Origin of the sequence: Pseudomonas lini (genome assembly GCF_001042905.1) — a bacterium.
Taxonomy (GTDB): domain Bacteria; phylum Pseudomonadota; class Gammaproteobacteria; order Pseudomonadales; family Pseudomonadaceae; genus Aquipseudomonas; species Aquipseudomonas lini.
Map to the genome: position 1 here is coordinate 15,383 of NZ_JYLB01000010.1, position 15,073 is coordinate 30,455.

Annotated in this window: 21 protein-coding genes; 5 read left to right on the forward strand and 16 right to left on the reverse strand. The window is 58.4% G+C overall.

The annotated features are described in order from the left end of the window. Positions 1–34: 34 nt before the first annotated feature. Together TU81_RS24670 and TU81_RS24675 are read right to left on the reverse strand one after the other, a co-directional pair. Positions 35–340, reverse strand: coding sequence for a hypothetical protein (locus tag TU81_RS24670; protein ID WP_038982774.1), 306 nt, complete (start codon positions 338–340; stop codon positions 35–37). 120 nt (positions 341–460) lie between these two features. Then, the gene (locus TU81_RS24675; RefSeq protein WP_030130625.1) at positions 461–655 is read right to left on the reverse strand and encodes a hypothetical protein; all 195 of its coding nucleotides are present in this window, start codon (positions 653–655) and stop codon (positions 461–463) included. Positions 656–846: 191 nt separating this feature from the next. Between TU81_RS24675 and TU81_RS24680 the strand changes: the two genes are divergently transcribed. Further along, the gene (locus TU81_RS24680) at positions 847–1,041 is read left to right on the forward strand and encodes a hypothetical protein (RefSeq protein WP_038982778.1); all 195 of its coding nucleotides are present in this window, start codon (positions 847–849) and stop codon (positions 1,039–1,041) included. A gap of 398 nt (positions 1,042–1,439) precedes the next feature. On the opposite strand, the gene TU81_RS24685 is transcribed toward TU81_RS24680, so the two are convergent. From TU81_RS24685 to TU81_RS24695, 3 genes are all read right to left on the reverse strand, one after another. Then, the gene (locus tag TU81_RS24685) at positions 1,440–1,775 is read right to left on the reverse strand and encodes a hypothetical protein (RefSeq protein ID WP_048396980.1); all 336 of its coding nucleotides are present in this window, start codon (positions 1,773–1,775) and stop codon (positions 1,440–1,442) included. A gap of 77 nt (positions 1,776–1,852) precedes the next feature. Next, entirely contained in the window at positions 1,853–2,089 is a 237-nt protein-coding gene (locus tag TU81_RS24690; protein WP_038982782.1) for a hypothetical protein, read from the reverse strand. Positions 2,090–2,188: 99 nt separating this feature from the next. After that, positions 2,189–3,415, reverse strand: coding sequence for an RtcB family protein (locus TU81_RS24695; RefSeq protein WP_048396981.1), 1,227 nt, complete (start codon positions 3,413–3,415; stop codon positions 2,189–2,191). 91 nt (positions 3,416–3,506) lie between these two features. On the opposite strand from TU81_RS24695, the gene TU81_RS24700 reads away from it, so the two are divergent. Then, entirely contained in the window at positions 3,507–3,746 is a 240-nt protein-coding gene (locus TU81_RS24700) for a hypothetical protein (RefSeq protein ID WP_007895573.1), read from the forward strand. Positions 3,747–3,757: 11 nt separating this feature from the next. Beyond that, positions 3,758–4,123 (forward strand): osmotically-inducible lipoprotein OsmE, encoded by a 366-nt coding sequence (gene osmE, locus TU81_RS24705; RefSeq protein ID WP_038982784.1) that lies wholly within the window; start codon positions 3,758–3,760, stop codon positions 4,121–4,123. Between the two features lie 46 nt (positions 4,124–4,169). Here osmE and TU81_RS24710 read toward each other — a convergent pair whose 3' ends face one another. After that, positions 4,170–4,388 (reverse strand): hypothetical protein, encoded by a 219-nt coding sequence (locus TU81_RS24710; RefSeq protein WP_038982785.1) that lies wholly within the window; start codon positions 4,386–4,388, stop codon positions 4,170–4,172. A gap of 221 nt (positions 4,389–4,609) precedes the next feature. Here TU81_RS24710 and TU81_RS24715 point away from each other — a divergent pair, with 221 nt between their 5' ends. Beyond that, on the forward strand, positions 4,610–4,972 hold the full coding sequence (locus TU81_RS24715) for an NUDIX hydrolase (RefSeq protein ID WP_048396982.1): 363 nt from the start codon (positions 4,610–4,612) through the stop codon (positions 4,970–4,972). 33 nt (positions 4,973–5,005) lie between these two features. Here the strand turns inward: TU81_RS24715 and TU81_RS24720 are convergent, their stop codons facing one another. The 8 genes from TU81_RS24720 to TU81_RS24755 all read right to left on the reverse strand — a co-directional run bounded on the left by TU81_RS24720 (position 5,006) and on the right by TU81_RS24755 (position 12,630). Next, a complete protein-coding gene (locus tag TU81_RS24720) occupies positions 5,006–5,779 on the reverse strand; it encodes a 1,6-dihydroxycyclohexa-2,4-diene-1-carboxylate dehydrogenase (protein ID WP_048396984.1) in 774 nt (257 codons plus the stop codon). A 136-nt stretch (positions 5,780–5,915) separates the two neighbouring features. Further along, positions 5,916–6,929, reverse strand: a complete 1,014-nt coding sequence (gene benC / locus TU81_RS24725; protein WP_048396986.1) for a benzoate 1,2-dioxygenase electron transfer component BenC — start codon at positions 6,927–6,929, stop codon at positions 5,916–5,918. Positions 6,930–6,939: 10 nt separating this feature from the next. After that, positions 6,940–7,428: a benzoate 1,2-dioxygenase small subunit gene (gene benB, locus TU81_RS24730; protein ID WP_048396988.1), complete on the reverse strand. Its 489-nt coding sequence runs from the start codon at positions 7,426–7,428 to the stop codon at positions 6,940–6,942. After that, the gene (gene benA, locus TU81_RS24735) at positions 7,425–8,789 is read right to left on the reverse strand and encodes a benzoate 1,2-dioxygenase large subunit (protein ID WP_038982790.1); all 1,365 of its coding nucleotides are present in this window, start codon (positions 8,787–8,789) and stop codon (positions 7,425–7,427) included. Before benA ends, benB begins: the two co-directional genes overlap by 4 nt. Positions 8,790–9,044: 255 nt before the next feature. Beyond that, on the reverse strand, positions 9,045–10,004 hold the full coding sequence (locus tag TU81_RS24740) for an AraC family transcriptional regulator (protein WP_048396990.1): 960 nt from the start codon (positions 10,002–10,004) through the stop codon (positions 9,045–9,047). Between the two features lie 179 nt (positions 10,005–10,183). Beyond that, entirely contained in the window at positions 10,184–11,113 is a 930-nt protein-coding gene (gene catA, locus TU81_RS24745) for a catechol 1,2-dioxygenase (RefSeq protein ID WP_048396992.1), read from the reverse strand. A 55-nt stretch (positions 11,114–11,168) separates the two neighbouring features. Continuing rightward, positions 11,169–11,459, reverse strand: coding sequence for a muconolactone Delta-isomerase (gene catC / locus TU81_RS24750; protein WP_007936026.1), 291 nt, complete (start codon positions 11,457–11,459; stop codon positions 11,169–11,171). A gap of 10 nt (positions 11,460–11,469) precedes the next feature. Next, positions 11,470–12,630 (reverse strand): muconate cycloisomerase family protein, encoded by a 1,161-nt coding sequence (locus tag TU81_RS24755; protein WP_161794741.1) that lies wholly within the window; start codon positions 12,628–12,630, stop codon positions 11,470–11,472. A gap of 127 nt (positions 12,631–12,757) precedes the next feature. On the opposite strand from TU81_RS24755, the gene TU81_RS24760 reads away from it, so the two are divergent. Next, entirely contained in the window at positions 12,758–13,648 is an 891-nt protein-coding gene (locus TU81_RS24760) for a LysR family transcriptional regulator (protein ID WP_048396996.1), read from the forward strand. Here the strand turns inward: TU81_RS24760 and TU81_RS24765 are convergent. Then, a complete protein-coding gene (locus TU81_RS24765) occupies positions 13,645–13,896 on the reverse strand; it encodes a DUF1652 domain-containing protein (RefSeq protein WP_038982798.1) in 252 nt (83 codons plus the stop codon). The genes TU81_RS24760 and TU81_RS24765 overlap by 4 nt on opposite strands. Before the next feature lie 197 nt (positions 13,897–14,093). Next, positions 14,094–14,993, reverse strand: coding sequence for a polysaccharide deacetylase family protein (locus TU81_RS24770; protein WP_038982800.1), 900 nt, complete (start codon positions 14,991–14,993; stop codon positions 14,094–14,096). Positions 14,994–15,073 lie beyond the last annotated feature (80 nt).

The following is a 15,073-nucleotide window of genomic DNA, read 5'->3' on the forward strand; positions in this document are numbered from 1 at the left end:
AGGGGGATGGTGTTTCAGCCAGGACAGACGGATTCTAATCCGCAACCAACGGCTGCCTGGAACGACTCGGCGCGAAGACCGACCTTTCCTCGGTGTCGCGATGCAACAAGGAAACGAAGTAGTCATAGGTGGATATCAACGGCACCGGATCGTCATTGCGCGCCATCTCAAGCCATCGTCTTGTGCGTTCGATGTCAAAGAACTCGTTCTTGAGTTTCATTTTCGCCACAAGGTTCGCCGAGACCTTGTAGCGTCCACAACCGGCCGAGCATTTGACTTCTGACCAGTCTCCAGCCGCGTGAACAGTGTTAGAGGCAGCCTGACAGATTAGGCACTTCATGTTCGATCTCCGTATCCATGAACTACCAACTGTAGACGATCCGCGACCAAGGAGCGTTCACTTGGAAGAAAGATAAGAACCTCAAAAAGTGAAGAGCCCAGCGCAATGGCTGGGCTCCGGTTATCTTCTGTTTTCCAGCATCTTATCGGCGAGTGCTTTGGCCCTTTGGATTAACAGATTCTGCCTGTCTTCGTGGGTGGCTTCTCCAACCACCGGTGCCGTCAGATTGCTTTCGGCAATCAACGCGGCACAGAAGTATTGATCCCAAACAGCGCTTTGCTCCGACTCCTGTCTGTTCATTTGGTCGGCGATCATATGCGGCTCCTTTTGATGAGGTAGCCTCTTTAGTTTACGCCACGAATCGTGGGCTACCCACGTCGCGAAGGATGATCGGCAATCTCATTGCAATGCCAATCGCTGGCGACAAATCGTTTCCTCAACTAGGATTTTTACCGTACAGGACTTCGCCCACTGTGTTTTCGGGCGACTCACCAAAGGAGAGATAGATGACATCTACTCGTATTTCCGAGCAAACCTATCGTGGTTGGTCCACCCCCATCCTGCTCGAACTGAAGGAAAGAGAACACCAGCTAGACCCTTCCGCACGCCAGGCTCTGCAGAATGTCCTGGTAGAAAGAAGGCTTGTAAACACCGGAAACCCTGCTGGCAGTGATCGGCGCAAGGCTGATCCGGCCAAGTAACAGACATCAAGTTTTCGTCCACCCCACGCTGCTGGCACTCTGTCGGCAGCGTGCTCATAAGCAATCACCAAATTCCAGACAAAAAAAAAGCCCAGGCAGCTGATGGACGCCTGGGCTTTAAAAATGCATAAACCGTGGTGGTGAACGCGGGGCAATATTACCTAATCGCGTGACTTGTAACAAGATATTCTGACTCACTATCCAGTTACTAAATATCCTAACTCATTAAATATCCACACTATTTTCAAGTCATCCACTGACTGCGCCACTCCCAACACTCCCAGGGACTGTTTGCTCTTGGAAGTTATTTCAGGAATGACCGTTCCTGGATTCCGACATATGGCTCCGACATACGGCACAGGCGTCCTCCATAAACGGAGCACGAAATGAAGCGAGCGTTACAAACAATCCCGGACAGCTTGGCGCAGCGCCCCTGACTTCGCCCACGGTGGCCCTTGGTAAAGCGACACCTGGCTGCCATCCTTCGATTTCACGATAACCAGAATTTCGTCAGCCGTGATGATGCTCGGCGCGGTGATCCGGTAGCCATTGGAAATCGCCGATTGCGTCGATCCCGCAATCTCCTGACGCCATAACGGCAATACACACGCGGCATATTCCTTGGGCGCCTTCTCGCTGTATTTGCTGATATTGGGTTCGCCCGGCACCACGGATGCGGGTAATGAACAGCCCGCCAACACAGCCACCGCTATTCCCGCTATCAACATGCGCATAAACGCTTCCTTATCCTGAAAAACGGGAAATGTAGCCTGTACTTATGCATACATCCAGCGGACAGCCGGTGATGTCTCTACAAAGGGGCTTCGCCCTGCCCCGGCTCGGCTCCCGAGCCCGAATCGGGATACGACCTCGCATTCAGGTACGTCATCCATCGCTCGTACGCTTCATGCTGCCATTTCGTGACCCGCTCCCATTCCGGGCCGCTCAGTTGATGGGCCGAGATCAGTTTCATCATTTCCGTGGTTGCCGCATCCAGGTCAACGATCAGCTCATGCGCGTGGTGTCTGAAATCATCGGTAGTCGTCATTTGAGATGGCCTCCCTAGCGAATGAATCATTACCTCAATACGACAGCAGAGCTGCTCACCCGCGTTAATGTTCCCGACCAATGGAAGCACCTTCCATCACTATCCCTTCACACAGATCACCTGTCGCAAGGTGTGCAGTACTTCCACCAGATCACGCTGGGCGTACATGACTTTGTCGATGTCCTTGTAAGCCATCGGAATCTCATCGATGACCGCCGCATCCTTGCGGCACTCCACATGAGCGGTCGCGCGAATCTGGTCTGCGACAGTGAAGGTATTTTTGGCTTTGGTGCGGCTCATGGTCCGACCGGCACCGTGGCTGCAGGAACAGAACGATTGCTCGTTGCCGAGACCCCGAACGATGAAGCTTTTGGCCCCCATGGAGCCGGGAATGATCCCCAGCTCGCCCTTCTTCGCCGACACCGCGCCCTTGCGGGTGACCAGGACGTCTTCACCGAAGTGCCGCTCTTTCTGCACGTAATTGTGGTGGCAGTTCACTGCCTCCAGCGCGACCTCGAAAGGTTTGCGAATCACTTGCCGCGCTGCCTGAATCACCGCCTGCATCATCAACGCGCGGTTCTGCCGGGCGAAGTCCTGAGCCCAGCCCACCGCTTCGACGTAGTCATCGAAATGCCGGCTGCCTTCCTTGAAATAGGCCAGATCGCGGTCCGGCAGATTGGCGATGTGCTGGCGCATGTCCGCTTGGGCCAATTGAATGAACAGGGTCCCGATGGCATTGCCAACGCCGCGAGAACCGCTGTGCAGCATGAACCAGACGCGGTTGGCCTCGTCCAGGCAGACCTCGATGAAGTGATTACCGGTACCTAGGGTGCCCAGGTGATGGCGGTTGTTGGTACTGGCAAGTTTCGGGTACTTGTCGGTGATCGCCTTGAACCGTGAGCTCAGCGCCGCCCAGGCTTGATCGGCCTGCTGTGGAACATGGTTCCAGGCGCCTTCATCGCGTCGGCCACGGCTCAACGTGCGGCCATGGGGCACGGCCTTTTCGATGGCAGTGCGCAAGCCGTGCAGGTTGTCCGGCAAATCGGCGGCGGTCAGCGAAGTGCGCGCGGCGATCATGCCGCAGCCGATGTCCACCCCCACGGCCGCCGGAATGATCGCGCCCACGGTGGGGATCACGCTGCCGATGGTGGACCCTTTGCCCAGATGCACATCCGGCATCACCGCCAGGTGCTTGAAGATGAACGGCATCTTCGCGGTATTGATCAATTGCTGCCGGGCTTCGCTTTCAACCGGAACACCCTCGGTCCAGAGTTTGATCGGCTTGCCGTTGGCGACTTCCAGCAGTTGGTAGACAGGTTGTTGCATGATTTCGACTCTCTTGCGATCAGACGAACATAACGCTCCAGACAGGTAAATGGGATTACTATTTCGTAGCGGGGAATTGCAGGAGGTCATCATGTGGCTTAACGAATATGAACAGCAACTTCGGCGCGACCTGCAAGGTGTAGCCTCGGACCTGAGGTGGTCGGCGGTAGAGCTTTTGCGCATCGCAGAACAGCTGCGCCAGGCCGGCAATGATGTGGACGCAGAGGCAACGCTGAGGCTGTGCGCGTTATTCCAGGGCGATGAAGAGCGACTGGCGGGCTATGCTGAAGAAGTGAAAGCAAAATCCATCACTCGAACGAAAGTTCACTAGAGAGCGCTGTCATGAACAAGCCTCTATGCGCGCTGATCGCCGTGCTGGCGGCGCCAGGTGGCTGTAGCACGGAATCACACGTTTATCGAGACCAACCGCTGGTCGCCAAGGTCGAGACCGGCATGAGCAAGGACCAAGTCCAGCAGATTGGCGGCCAGCCTTTATCGATAACGCAGCGCACGGTGGAACCTGGTACCTGCTTTGACTACAAGCTGACCCAGGCCGGCCATCAGCAGCCGTATAACGTCAGTTTCGACAGCCAGGGCAAGGTCGACCACAAAAGTTTCATGACCTGCGCGCAATGGAGTCGTGCCCAACAAAAAGCCAGAGAATATTATTCCCCTTCGACGGGCGGGATGGGTGGCAGCGGTTACTGATTCCCGACCTGCTATAAAGCCCCGGCGAACCGGGGCTTCAAGTGCACTATTTATCTGATTTCTGGCTTTCTGATTTGTGGCTACGCGACGCTTTGCCCGACCGGGCTCTGTAGGCGGGAAGCGAAGCCGCATAGGCCAGTGCTTCCTCTCTGCTGCCAAAGGCTCCAAGCCGGTCACCTTTGGTGCACACCCGCCAGGGGCCGTTGTTCACGCTGAGTACGTCGTAGCCGTTCATGTGCATTTTAGTCAGCATCGGAACGCTCATAGTCACCTCCATTTCGGCAGTGATAGTCCTGGATCGACTCAAATACCTTACACCCGACCTTCACTGAAGTGCCAACCAGACGTCGCGTCAGGATTCCGGCATTTCATTGCACTTTCAGCCGACCTGTCGACTCCAACCCTTGAAGCAGACACTTCTGCGGATTCCGGTCTGAATATTGCATTTTTATGACTGTTTTATGACAGGCAGCAGTCGGGTAACCCATGAAAGTACGTGCAACCGTTATTTGTGAGCAGGATCGGCATATTCTCCTGGTGCGCAAACCCAAGGGGCGCTGGACCCTGCCGGGCGGAAAAGTCGAGCCTGGCGAAACTGCTGCGGGCGCGGCCACAAGAGAGCTTTACGAAGAAACAGGGCTTGAGGTCGACGACCTGCTGTACTTGATGGAGTGGGAAACGGCCAGCACTCGGCATCATGTCTACGAGGCGTTGGTCGTAAACCTGGCAGAGGCTCGACCACAGAATGAAATCTTTGACTGCATCTGGTATCCGCTGGACGCGGTACAGAACCTGAACACAAGCGACGCCACGCTTAGAATCGTCAAAGCGTTTCAGCGTCGCTTGTAGATCGAAGGTATTAACCGCGCGACTGCAAGTCACTCAGCCCAGATCGCCGCCACCGACCGGCATGATCATGCCAGTGATGTAGGAGGCTTCGTCGCTGGACAGAAACAGGATAGCGCTTGCCTGCTCATCCAGCGTGCCATAGCGCTTCATCAAACTGCTGTCGAGGGTCTGGTCGACAATCTGCTGATACCAGAGTTTTTCCTGAGCGCTTTGCTGCGCGGTGTTGCGCGGGATCAGCCGTGGCGGCGCCTCGGTGCCACCAGGAGCGGTCGCGTTGACCCGCACGCCACGACCGGCCGTTTCGAACGCCAGGCAAGCGGTCAGCGCATTGACCCCGCCCTTCGCCGCACCGTACGGCACGCGATTGACGCTGCGGGTCGCAATGGACGAAACGTTGACGATGGCGCCGCTACCTTGTTCGAGCATGAACGGCAGCGCGGCATGGCAGCACCACAATGTCGGGAACAACGAACGGCGAACTTCGGCTTCGATCTGCGCCTCTTCATAGTGCTCGAAAGGCTTGGCCCAGATCGTGCCGCCGACGTTATTGACCAGCACATCGAGGCGATCAAAACGTTCGACAGCGGTGCGCATCACACGGCTGCATTCGCTGTACTGCTCAAGGTCGGCGGTCAGGGCAAGTACCTGGCTGCCCTGCCCCAATTCCTTCTGGAGTTCGAACACCAGGTCGGAGCGGTCGACCAAAATCAGACGCGCACCTTCGGCGGCCATGCGTTCAGCAACACGCCGGCCGATGCCTTGGGCGGCACCGGTGATCAACGCGACTTTTTCGTGGAATCTGTTCATGTGTACCTCGTGACGACGACCACTTCCTGTAGGAGCTGCCGAAGGCTGCGATCTTTTGACTTTGTTTTTAAAAGACAAGATCAAAAGATCGCAGCCTTCGGCAGCTCCTACGGGCGTGCATCGCTGCAGAAAATTTTCAGGCCGCGCTGGCGGCAAATTTCTCGTAGTAGAAGTTCACCGGCGCAATGCCTTGCTCGCGGATGAACTGGCTGACCGCTTCGACCATTGGCGGTGGGCCGCACAGGTAGACGTCGACGTCGCCATCGTTCAAGTGCCGTGGTTCGATGTGTTGGGTCACATAGCCCTTGAGCGGGTGCCGACTGTCGGGATTGGCCACGCAGGCGCTAAAGCTGAAGTTCGGAATTCGCGCGGCGAAGGTTTCGAGTCGATCGAGTTCCACCAGGTCGAAATCGTTGGTCACGCCATAGATCAAATGCAGCGGATGCTCGCTGCCCTGTTCGGCGATTCTTTCCAGCATCGCGGTGAACGGCGCCAGACCGGTGCCACCGGCCAGCAACAACAATGGACGGCGGATGTCGCGCAGATAGAAGCTGCCCAAAGGTCCGGCCAGGCTCATGCTGTCGCCGGCCTTGGCCATGCCGGTCAGGAAACTGCTCATCAAGCCGCCGGGTACGTTGCGAATCAGAAAACTCACTTCTCCGTCACGCTGCAACGAACTGAACGAGTAAGCGCGAGTCTGCTCGCTGCCGGGAACCCCGAGGTTCACATACTGCCCCGGCAGGAACGCCAGTTTGCTCAGGGCTTCGCCCTTGATCGACAGTGCGATGGTGCTGTCGGACAGCTGCCGCACGGCGCTGATGGTCGCGTCGTAGCTGGCCTGACGGGTGCGGCAGACATCCGACGAAACCGGCACCCGCACCACGCAATCGCTCTGCGCACGCATCTGGCAGGTCAGGACAAAACCCTGTTGCGCTTCGCCGGCGCTGAGCGCGTCTTCGATGTAGTCCTCGCCCAAGTCATAGCGGCCGGCCTCGGCGAAGCATTTGCAGGTTCCGCAGGCGCCGTCGCGGCAGTCCAGTGGAATATTGATGCCCTGGCGATACGCGGCATCGGCCACGGTTTCCCCAGCATTGGCGTCGATGAAACGGGTGACGCCGTCTTCGAAATTGAACGCAATGGAATGAGTCATGACGGCCGCCTCAGAGGTGGTAAACATCAATGACCTGGCGAACGTAGTCGTTCTTCAGGATCACTTTTTTGGCCTTGATCAACGGGTTTTCACCGCGTACATCGAGGGTGTAGAAACTGCTGCCGAAATAGCTGTCGACGGTCTTGTAGCGAAAGCTCAGGGTGTGCCAGTTGAAGCGCACCTTGCACAGCCCGTCAGCCTGTTCGATCAGCTCGATATTGCTGAGGTTGTGCGAGGTGCGGGTGTCCGGCACGCTGGCGCTGGAACGCTCGGTCTTGATGCGGAAGATGCGGTCTTCCAGGCCGGTGCGGTTGCCGTACCAGATCAGCGAGATTTCCCGCTGCGGGTCTTCAGTCAGCTCGTCGTTGTCGTCCCAGGACGGCATCCAGAATGTTGCGTCGGGCGCGTACAACTCCAGCCAGTCGTCCCATTGTTTGTCGTCGAGGTAGCGTGCTTCGCGATAGAGAAAATCGCGCACGACGTCATAGGTGATGGTCATTGCACAGCCTCCACTGCAATCAGTCCGGACTGTTCAGCGGCCAACGCCTTGAGCATCGTTTGCTGCCAATACTTGTGTTGCAGCACAAACAGGCCTTCGTCTTCGGTGCGCACGCCGCTGAGCAGCGGGTGCAGGTCGATTTCCTTGGCCGCGTCATCGGCGCCTTCAACCCAGTGTTCGGCGCCACGGGACATGTCGTTCCAGGCGGTAACGCTGCCCTGATAACCCGTCTGGCAGGAGCGAAACTCTTCCAGATCGTCCGGGGTCGCCATGCCGCTGACGTTGAAAAAATCCTCGTACTGACGAATCCGGCTCGAACGGGCGTGGTCGCTTTCGCCTTTGGGGGCGATGCAGTAAATGGTGATTTCGGTGCGGTTGACCGAGATCGGCCGGGCGATGCGAATCTGCGAGCTGAACTGGTCCATCAGGTACACGTTCGGGTACAGGCACAGGTTGCGCGAGTTCTCGATCATCCAGTTGGCGCGGGCCTGGCCGAAGTCCCGGGCCAACTCGTCGCGACGCTCGTACAGCGGACGGTCTTCGGGGTTGGACCAACGGGTCCAGAGCAGCATGTGGCCCTTGTCGAAGGAATAGAAACCACCGCCCTGCTTGGCCCAGGTGCCGGCGCTCATGGTCGGATTGCAATCGCCGGCTTCGCGCTGCTTGCGCTGGTTCTGGGTCGCCGCGTAGTTCCAGTGCACCGAGCTGACGTGATAGCCGTCGGCACCGTTTTCGGCGGTGAGTTTCCAGTTGCCTTCGTAGATGTAACTGGATGAGCCGCGCAGCACTTCCAGGCCATCGGCGGACTGATCGACGATCATGTCGATGATCTTCGCCGACTCACCCAAGTGCTCCACCAATGGCACCACGTCAGACTTGAGGCTGCCGAACAGGAAACCGCGATAGGATTCGAAACGCGCGACTTTGGTCAGGTCGTGGGAGCCTTCGCAGTTGAAGCTCGCCGGGTAGCCGGCCGCCGCCGGGTCCTTGACCTTGAGCAGCTTGCCGGAGTTGTTGAAGGTCCAGCCGTGGAATGGGCAGGTGTACGAACTCTTGTTGCCGGTCTTGTGTCGGCAGAGCATCGCTCCACGGTGGCTGCATGCGTTGATAAAGGCGTTCAGTTCACCGTCTTTGTTGCGCGCGATGAAGACCGACTGACGTCCCATGGTGGTGGTGTAGAAATCGTTGTTGTTGGGGATCTGGCTTTCATGGGCGAGGTACAGCCAGTTGCCTTCAAAGATGTGTTCCATCTCGAGGTCGAACAGCCGCGGATCGGTGAACATCTCGCGCTTGCAGCGATAGATGCCCTGCTCAGGGTCTTCTTCAAGCAGGGAGTGAAGGTATTCAGGTCGCAGGGTCATGGCCGCCGCCTCCATTGTTTTTATTCAGGCAGGGCCATGCTAGGACGAGGGGATGGGGCGGACTATCCACCGGGTGCAGACCTGTATCCGTTTTGTGCAACAAGCGGTCGGTGGTTGATGATCGTTCCCACGCTCCCGCGTGGGAATGCCTCAACGGACGCTCTGCGTTCGGCTCTGGAAGGGACGCGGAGCGTCCCGGGCTGCATTCCCATGCAGAGCGTGGGAACGATCAAACGGTGGGTGGCGTTTGCGAGGTCAATGGCGGCGTTTGAGGGTATCCGATGGCAGTTCGCCGAACTGTTTGCGGTAGCTGTCGGAGAACCGGCCCAGGTGCAGAAAGCCGTAATCCATGGCCACTTCCGTGACGTTGCGCACGTTGCAGGTCGGGTCGCTCAGGTTGGCGTGGATGCGTTCGAGCTTTTTCTGCCGGATGTAGTTTTTCGGCGTGTCCCCCGCGTTGCGTTCGAACAACCCATACAGCGAACGCAGGCTCATCCGCGCCTGGCGTGCCAGTTCTTCGCTGTCGATGTCCTGCTTGAGGTTGCACGCAATGTAATCGACCAGCGCCTCGAACGTGGCCGAGGGTGAGCAGGGATCAGTGCGGATGACGTTGGTCTTCATCAGGCCAAGCATCTTGCTGACAATGATTTGCGCATAGTGCTCCTGCACCCGGGGAATCTGCTCGGTGGCCTCGGCTTCCTGGCAAATCATCGCCAGCAGACCGACAAAACCTTCCAGTTCATTAAGCTGATAACGGTTCTCCAGAAACCGTATGCCCTGCCCCGGATACCGCCAGCGCTGCTCTTCGCACACTGACTCCAGCAGCCGCGTGGGGACTTTCAGGATGAATTTTTCGCAATCACTCGAATAGGTCAGATCCACCGGATCATCGGGGTTGATCAGCAGTAACTCGCCAGGCGCGAAGTAATGTTCCTGACCATGGCCACGCCACAGGCAGTTGCCGCGCAGCAGCACTTGCAAGTGATAGATGCTGTCCAGCGCATGGGACATAACCCGCACGCTGGCGCCGTAACTGATGCGGCACAGGTCTAGACTGGCGAATTTGCGATGATCGAGGCTGGCCAGCGGTCGGCCGGCCCGAGGCATCTGGAGGCAATGATTGCCGACGTGCTGATTGACGTAGTCTGATACCGCGTAGGGGTCGGCATGGTCGAAGACTCTGCTGCGATGACTCAACAATTGCGCTTGCATCATCGGATCACTCTCATTGTTATTGTTGATTGCGTCAGGCCATTCCAGGGCAGTGGTCGTAGCGGTTTGTCAGTAGGCTGAGAGGTTGGATGTTCGGGCCTCTTCGCGAGCAAGCCCGCTCCCACAGGGCCACGAGATAAACGGTCGGTTATCTCGTGGCCCGGTTCGGCTGGTTGAGGGTGTCAGTCCTCGAGCGCGCGAACCCGTTCGTGGCGTTGCTGCTCCTCAGGCTGGGCAGACGACTGCAGCGTGAAGTCAAAATCGATTTCGGCAAAACGCCCGCTCACGCCATGGGCCGCCGCACGCTGCGGATCATCGCTGAAGGTGATCTTGGCAATCAGCTCATCACGGGTGGCGTAGGCGAAATCGTCATGCAGGTACTGATCGCCGTCGAGGTTGATCTGGGTGGTCAGGTGGCGATGATCCGCTGCCGAAATAAAAAAGTGGATGTGCGCCGGCCGCTGACCATGACGGCCCAGTTGATCGAGCAATTGCTGGGTCGGACCGTCCGGCGGGCAGCCGTAGCCCGACGGCACGATGCTGCGAAAACGGTACCGGCCCTCGGCATCGGTGACGATACGACGACGCAGGTTGAATTCCGATTGAGTGGTATCGAAGTACGAATAAGTGCCGCCGGTGTTGGCGTGCCAGACATCCACCACCGCACCGGCCAACGGTTCGCCGTCGGTATTCTTGACCTGGCCCTGCATGAACAGCACCACACCCGGATCGACGCCGTCATCCAGCCGCGCTTCGCCTTCCGATAGTGGCGCACCCGCCACATACAGCGGCCCTTCGATGGTCCGCGGTGTGCCGCCGGCTTTGCCGGCCTGCTCGTCTTCGGCGTCCATCAGCAGGTCGAGGTAATGCTCCAGACCGAGCCCGGCCACCACCAACCCGGCCTCTTGACGCGCGCCCAGCACGTTGAGGTAGTTGACGGCTTTCCAGAACTCTTCCGGGGTCACGGCCAGGTCTTCGATGATGTTCACCGAATCGCGCAGGATCCGGTAAATCAGCGCCTTGACCCGCGGATCGCCGGCTTCGTTATGCAGACCGCTGGCGTCTTCGAGAAACTTCTGGGCACTGGCAGTGTGGGAAATCTTGACGTTCATTTTGGTGGGTTCCTCATCTTGTCATTATTAGCGTAGCGAACTGAACAGGCTGGGTTCAGCGGTCATCCTCGCGAATGGAAGAAGGATGCCGGCACAGCGCGTTGACCTCGATGGCCATGTACGGGTACAGCGGCAATTGCATCAGCAGGTCGTGCAGTTCCTGAACGCTGTCGACATCGAACACGCTGTAATTGGCATAGAGCCCGGCGATGCGCCACAGATGACGCCACTTGCCTTGCTCTTGCAGGCGCTGGGCCAGGGCTTTTTCGTCGGCCTTGAGCTGAGCGGCGCGTTCCGGGTTCATGTCGACCGGTAAATTCACAGTCATTTTTACGTGAAACAGCATGATGCCCTCCTCAGGCGTGATGAACGGCAGTGGATGTGGCAGTGGATATTTTGTCCCGACGGAAAAACGCGAGGCGCTCTTCATCCAGAGTCAGGCCCAATCCGGGTGTTTGCGGGACGTGCAGTTGGAAATCGCGGTAGACCAATGGCTCGCTGAGGATGTCTTCGGTGAGCAGCAGCGGGCCGAACAACTCGGTGTCCCAGCCCAGTGTGTTCAGCGTGACAAAGGCATGGGCCGAGGCCAGCGTGCCGATACCGCCTTCGAGCATGGTGCCGCCGTACAGGCCAATACCGGCCGCCTCGGCAATCGCGGCGGTTCGCAGCACGGCGCGTGGGCCGCCGTTCTTGGCGATTTTCAGGGCGAATACCGAAGCGGCGCCTTCGCGGGCCAAGTTGAAAGCATCTTCCACGCACTCGATGGATTCATCGGCCATGATCGGCGCCGGGCTCACGGTATTCAGGCGCACCATGCCGGCGCGGTTATTGCGCGAGATCGGTTGTTCGATCAGGTCGATGCCGTTGCTTCCGAGGATCCGGCAGGCGCGCAACGCGACCGCTTCGTCCCAGGCCTGATTGACATCGACCCGCACGCTGGCGCGATCGCCCAGCGCCTTTTTGATCGCAATGACGTGGGCAAGGTCGCGGTTGACCTCGCCTGCGCCGATTTTCAGCTTGAAGATCCGATGGCGACGCAGGTCGAGCATTTTTTCCGCTTCGGCGATGTCCTTGGCGGTGTCGCCGCTGGCCAGGGTCCAGGCCACCGGCAGTGCATCGCGAACGCGGCCACCCAACAGTTCGCTGACCGGCAGGCCCAGGCGCTTGCCTTGGGCGTCGAGCAAGGCGCTTTCGATACCTGATTTGGCGAAGGTGTTGCCACGAATGCTGCGCTCCAGGCGCAACATCGCGGCATTCACATTGCTGCTGTCCTGGCCAAGCAGCAATGGGGCGAAGTGTTTATCGATATTGGTCTTGATGCTGTCCGGGCTTTCGTTGCCATAGGCCAGACCGCCAATGGTGGTCGATTCACCGACCCCTTCAATGCCGTCGGCACAGCGCACACGAATGATCACCAGGGTTTGGTTCTGCATGGTGTGCATCGCCAGCTTGTGCGGGCGGATGGTCGGCAGATCGACGATGATCGTCTCGATCGATTCAATGGCAGTTGCACGCATGTCGATACCCGTCAGGTTCTTAAAGTTCTGGAACGGATTCTCATACGGCTTTTTCCGGGCGGCCAATATAGAATTGGTCTGGCTCGATACCTTAAAGGTATTTAACAGCTCGACGTCTGGAGGCTCCATGGAACTGCGTCACCTGCGGTATTTTCAGGTGTTGGCTCAAACCCTCAACTTCACCCGCGCCGCCGAACTGCTGCACATCGCCCAACCGCCGCTGAGCCGGCAGATTCAGCAGCTGGAAGATGAACTCGGGGTGCTTCTGCTGGAGCGCGGCCGACCGCTGAAGCTGACCGACGCCGGGCGGTTTTTCCATGAACATTCCACCGCCCTGCTCGAACAGTTGAGCAAGGTGTGCGACAACACACGACGGATTGGTTTGGGCGAAAAGACCTGGCTGGGCATCGGCTTTGCGCCATCGACCCTCTATGGCGTGCTACCGGAACTGATTCGCCGATTGCGCAGCGGTGAGCCGCTGGCGCTTGAGTTGGGGCTCTCGGAAATGACCACGTTGCAGCAGGTGCAGGCGCTCAAGGCCGGGCGCATCGACATTGGTTTCGGACGAATCCGCATTGACGACCCGGCGATCATCCAGACTGTTTTGACTGAAGACCGACTGGTCGCCGCCCTCCCCGCCGGCCATCCATTACTGGCCGGACCGATCAGCCTTCGTGAACTGGCAAAAGAACCCTTCGTGCTCTACCCCGGCAACCCGCGGCCCAGCTACGCCGATCATGTGATCGCGTTGTTTGAATCCTATGGCGTACACATCAACGTGGCGCAATGGACCAACGAGCTGCAAACAGCAATCGGTCTGGTGGGGGCGGGAATCGGGGTGACGTTGGTGCCGGCCTCAGTGCAGTTGCTGCACCGCGACGACATTGGCTTCACCCCGGTGCTGGAAGACAACGCCACCTCGCCGATCATCCTCAGCAGGCGCGTGGGCGATGTATCGCCGGGGTTGAATCATTGTTTGCAGATGATTGATGAACTGCTGCCGCGCGACATGCTCTAGGCCATTACCCCGGCGAAGGCTCGGCGCCCGGCGCGCATTTCTGTGCGAAGTTCGCCGATCAGGTTGGAAATATCGCGGACACTGGTCAACTCGTCGGGCGACACGCCGGTGATCAACAGCTCAATCCGCCCGGTGCTGTGATCGAAGACCTTGATCCGCAACGTTTCATCGCGATTCACGGTGCACTCGCAGGACAGCGGTTTGAAACCGGACTCCACAATGCTGCAAAGCTGGGGAACTGGAACCATGGCGAGCGCCCTCGGGGACGGTTTTCCGATTGGATCCACTCAGCGTAGATCAACTTGCGCAACGCGCCAGCGAGTTTCGTAGGAGCTGGCGAAGCCTGCGATCTTTTGATCTTCGGCATTTTCGAACCGCTGAAAATCAAAAGATCGCAGCCTGCGGCAGCTCCTACGCCGCTACACAGTCAATCGTCCGACATCACTCAGTGGGTATCTGCGCCCCATAACCAGTTCCAGATCCCTGGCAACTCAACCACCTCTGAACTGTCACGGACAGTACGCGCCATGGCCGCCCGCTGCAGCGCTGCCGTGTCGTCGTAAAACGCTTTCTGCGCCGTGACCAAACCTGTGGCATTGGCACTGTCGAGGAGGATTTGCAGGTATTCGCGGGTGTGTCGGGCGGTGTAGCGATTAAGGTCGTGAAAGGTCACCACCACCGGAATCACCCCGTCCACTGTCGGCAACTGGCCAAGAGCGATGCGCTCGCGGACTTCGGACAGTTGCCGCAGCATATTGGCCCGCCGACGGGGGCTGGCGTTGAAGCCCCAGATCTTGCCGTCATTGGCGCTCAGGTCGGTCAGCAGTACGTGCATGCCATGCTGTTGATAGGCCGCAAAGGTGCGCTTGTCGTAGTTCCAGAACGGCGGGCGCACCAGGGTCGGCGAGGCTTGGCTGATCGCGGCGATGTCTGCGCTGCCATCAGTGAGCGACTGTTCCAGTTCTTGCGTGTCCAAAGAACGATGGTTGGTGTGCCGGCGCGTGGCGGTGTGGAAGCCCAACAGGTGACCTTCGGCGTGTTCGCGACGCATGATTTGTCGACCCGTTTCACTGCCACCCGCGCGTGAGTCACGGGTCTGCACGAAGAACACCGCTTTAATGTCGGGTTGCAGCGGATTGCGCGCGAGGCTATCGAGCACGGTGACGGTCGGGTTGTAAAAACCCGACGCGCTGGGCCCGTCGTCGAAGGTCAGCAGAAAGCGGATCGGCGCTTGCGTGCGCAGATTCTGTTGCGTCTGTGGCGTCATTTCAATGGGCGCGGCGATGCAGCCCAGCAGGCCGACTGCGATGGCGAACGCGGAGAAAACCTTGACCAACTGCTTCATGTTTTGCCTTGGACCAGACCTTGCGGTCATCACGTTTAATGGCAATATTCCCTCGCCCATTCATCCCTCGACCGGCCCGC

Coding starts and splice junctions, on each gene's coding strand:
- TU81_RS24670 (WP_038982774.1), bottom strand. CDS start 340: ATGAAGTGCCTAATCTGTCAGGCTGCCTCTAACACTGTTCACGCGGCT.
- TU81_RS24675 (WP_030130625.1), bottom strand. CDS start 655: ATGATCGCCGACCAAATGAACAGACAGGAGTCGGAGCAAAGCGCTGTT.
- TU81_RS24680 (WP_038982778.1), top strand. CDS start 847: ATGACATCTACTCGTATTTCCGAGCAAACCTATCGTGGTTGGTCCACC.
- TU81_RS24685 (WP_048396980.1), bottom strand. CDS start 1,775: ATGCGCATGTTGATAGCGGGAATAGCGGTGGCTGTGTTGGCGGGCTGT.
- TU81_RS24690 (WP_038982782.1), bottom strand. CDS start 2,089: ATGACGACTACCGATGATTTCAGACACCACGCGCATGAGCTGATCGTT.
- TU81_RS24695 (WP_048396981.1), bottom strand. CDS start 3,415: ATGCAACAACCTGTCTACCAACTGCTGGAAGTCGCCAACGGCAAGCCG.
- TU81_RS24700 (WP_007895573.1), top strand. CDS start 3,507: ATGTGGCTTAACGAATATGAACAGCAACTTCGGCGCGACCTGCAAGGT.
- osmE (WP_038982784.1), top strand. CDS start 3,758: ATGAACAAGCCTCTATGCGCGCTGATCGCCGTGCTGGCGGCGCCAGGT.
- TU81_RS24710 (WP_038982785.1), bottom strand. CDS start 4,388: ATGAGCGTTCCGATGCTGACTAAAATGCACATGAACGGCTACGACGTA.
- TU81_RS24715 (WP_048396982.1), top strand. CDS start 4,610: ATGAAAGTACGTGCAACCGTTATTTGTGAGCAGGATCGGCATATTCTC.
- TU81_RS24720 (WP_048396984.1), bottom strand. CDS start 5,779: ATGAACAGATTCCACGAAAAAGTCGCGTTGATCACCGGTGCCGCCCAA.
- benC (WP_048396986.1), bottom strand. CDS start 6,929: ATGACTCATTCCATTGCGTTCAATTTCGAAGACGGCGTCACCCGTTTC.
- benB (WP_048396988.1), bottom strand. CDS start 7,428: ATGACCATCACCTATGACGTCGTGCGCGATTTTCTCTATCGCGAAGCA.
- benA (WP_038982790.1), bottom strand. CDS start 8,789: ATGACCCTGCGACCTGAATACCTTCACTCCCTGCTTGAAGAAGACCCT.
- TU81_RS24740 (WP_048396990.1), bottom strand. CDS start 10,004: ATGATGCAAGCGCAATTGTTGAGTCATCGCAGCAGAGTCTTCGACCAT.
- catA (WP_048396992.1), bottom strand. CDS start 11,113: ATGAACGTCAAGATTTCCCACACTGCCAGTGCCCAGAAGTTTCTCGAA.
- catC (WP_007936026.1), bottom strand. CDS start 11,459: ATGCTGTTTCACGTAAAAATGACTGTGAATTTACCGGTCGACATGAAC.
- TU81_RS24755 (WP_161794741.1), bottom strand. CDS start 12,630: ATGCGTGCAACTGCCATTGAATCGATCGAGACGATCATCGTCGATCTG.
- TU81_RS24760 (WP_048396996.1), top strand. CDS start 12,758: ATGGAACTGCGTCACCTGCGGTATTTTCAGGTGTTGGCTCAAACCCTC.
- TU81_RS24765 (WP_038982798.1), bottom strand. CDS start 13,896: ATGGTTCCAGTTCCCCAGCTTTGCAGCATTGTGGAGTCCGGTTTCAAA.
- TU81_RS24770 (WP_038982800.1), bottom strand. CDS start 14,993: ATGAAGCAGTTGGTCAAGGTTTTCTCCGCGTTCGCCATCGCAGTCGGC.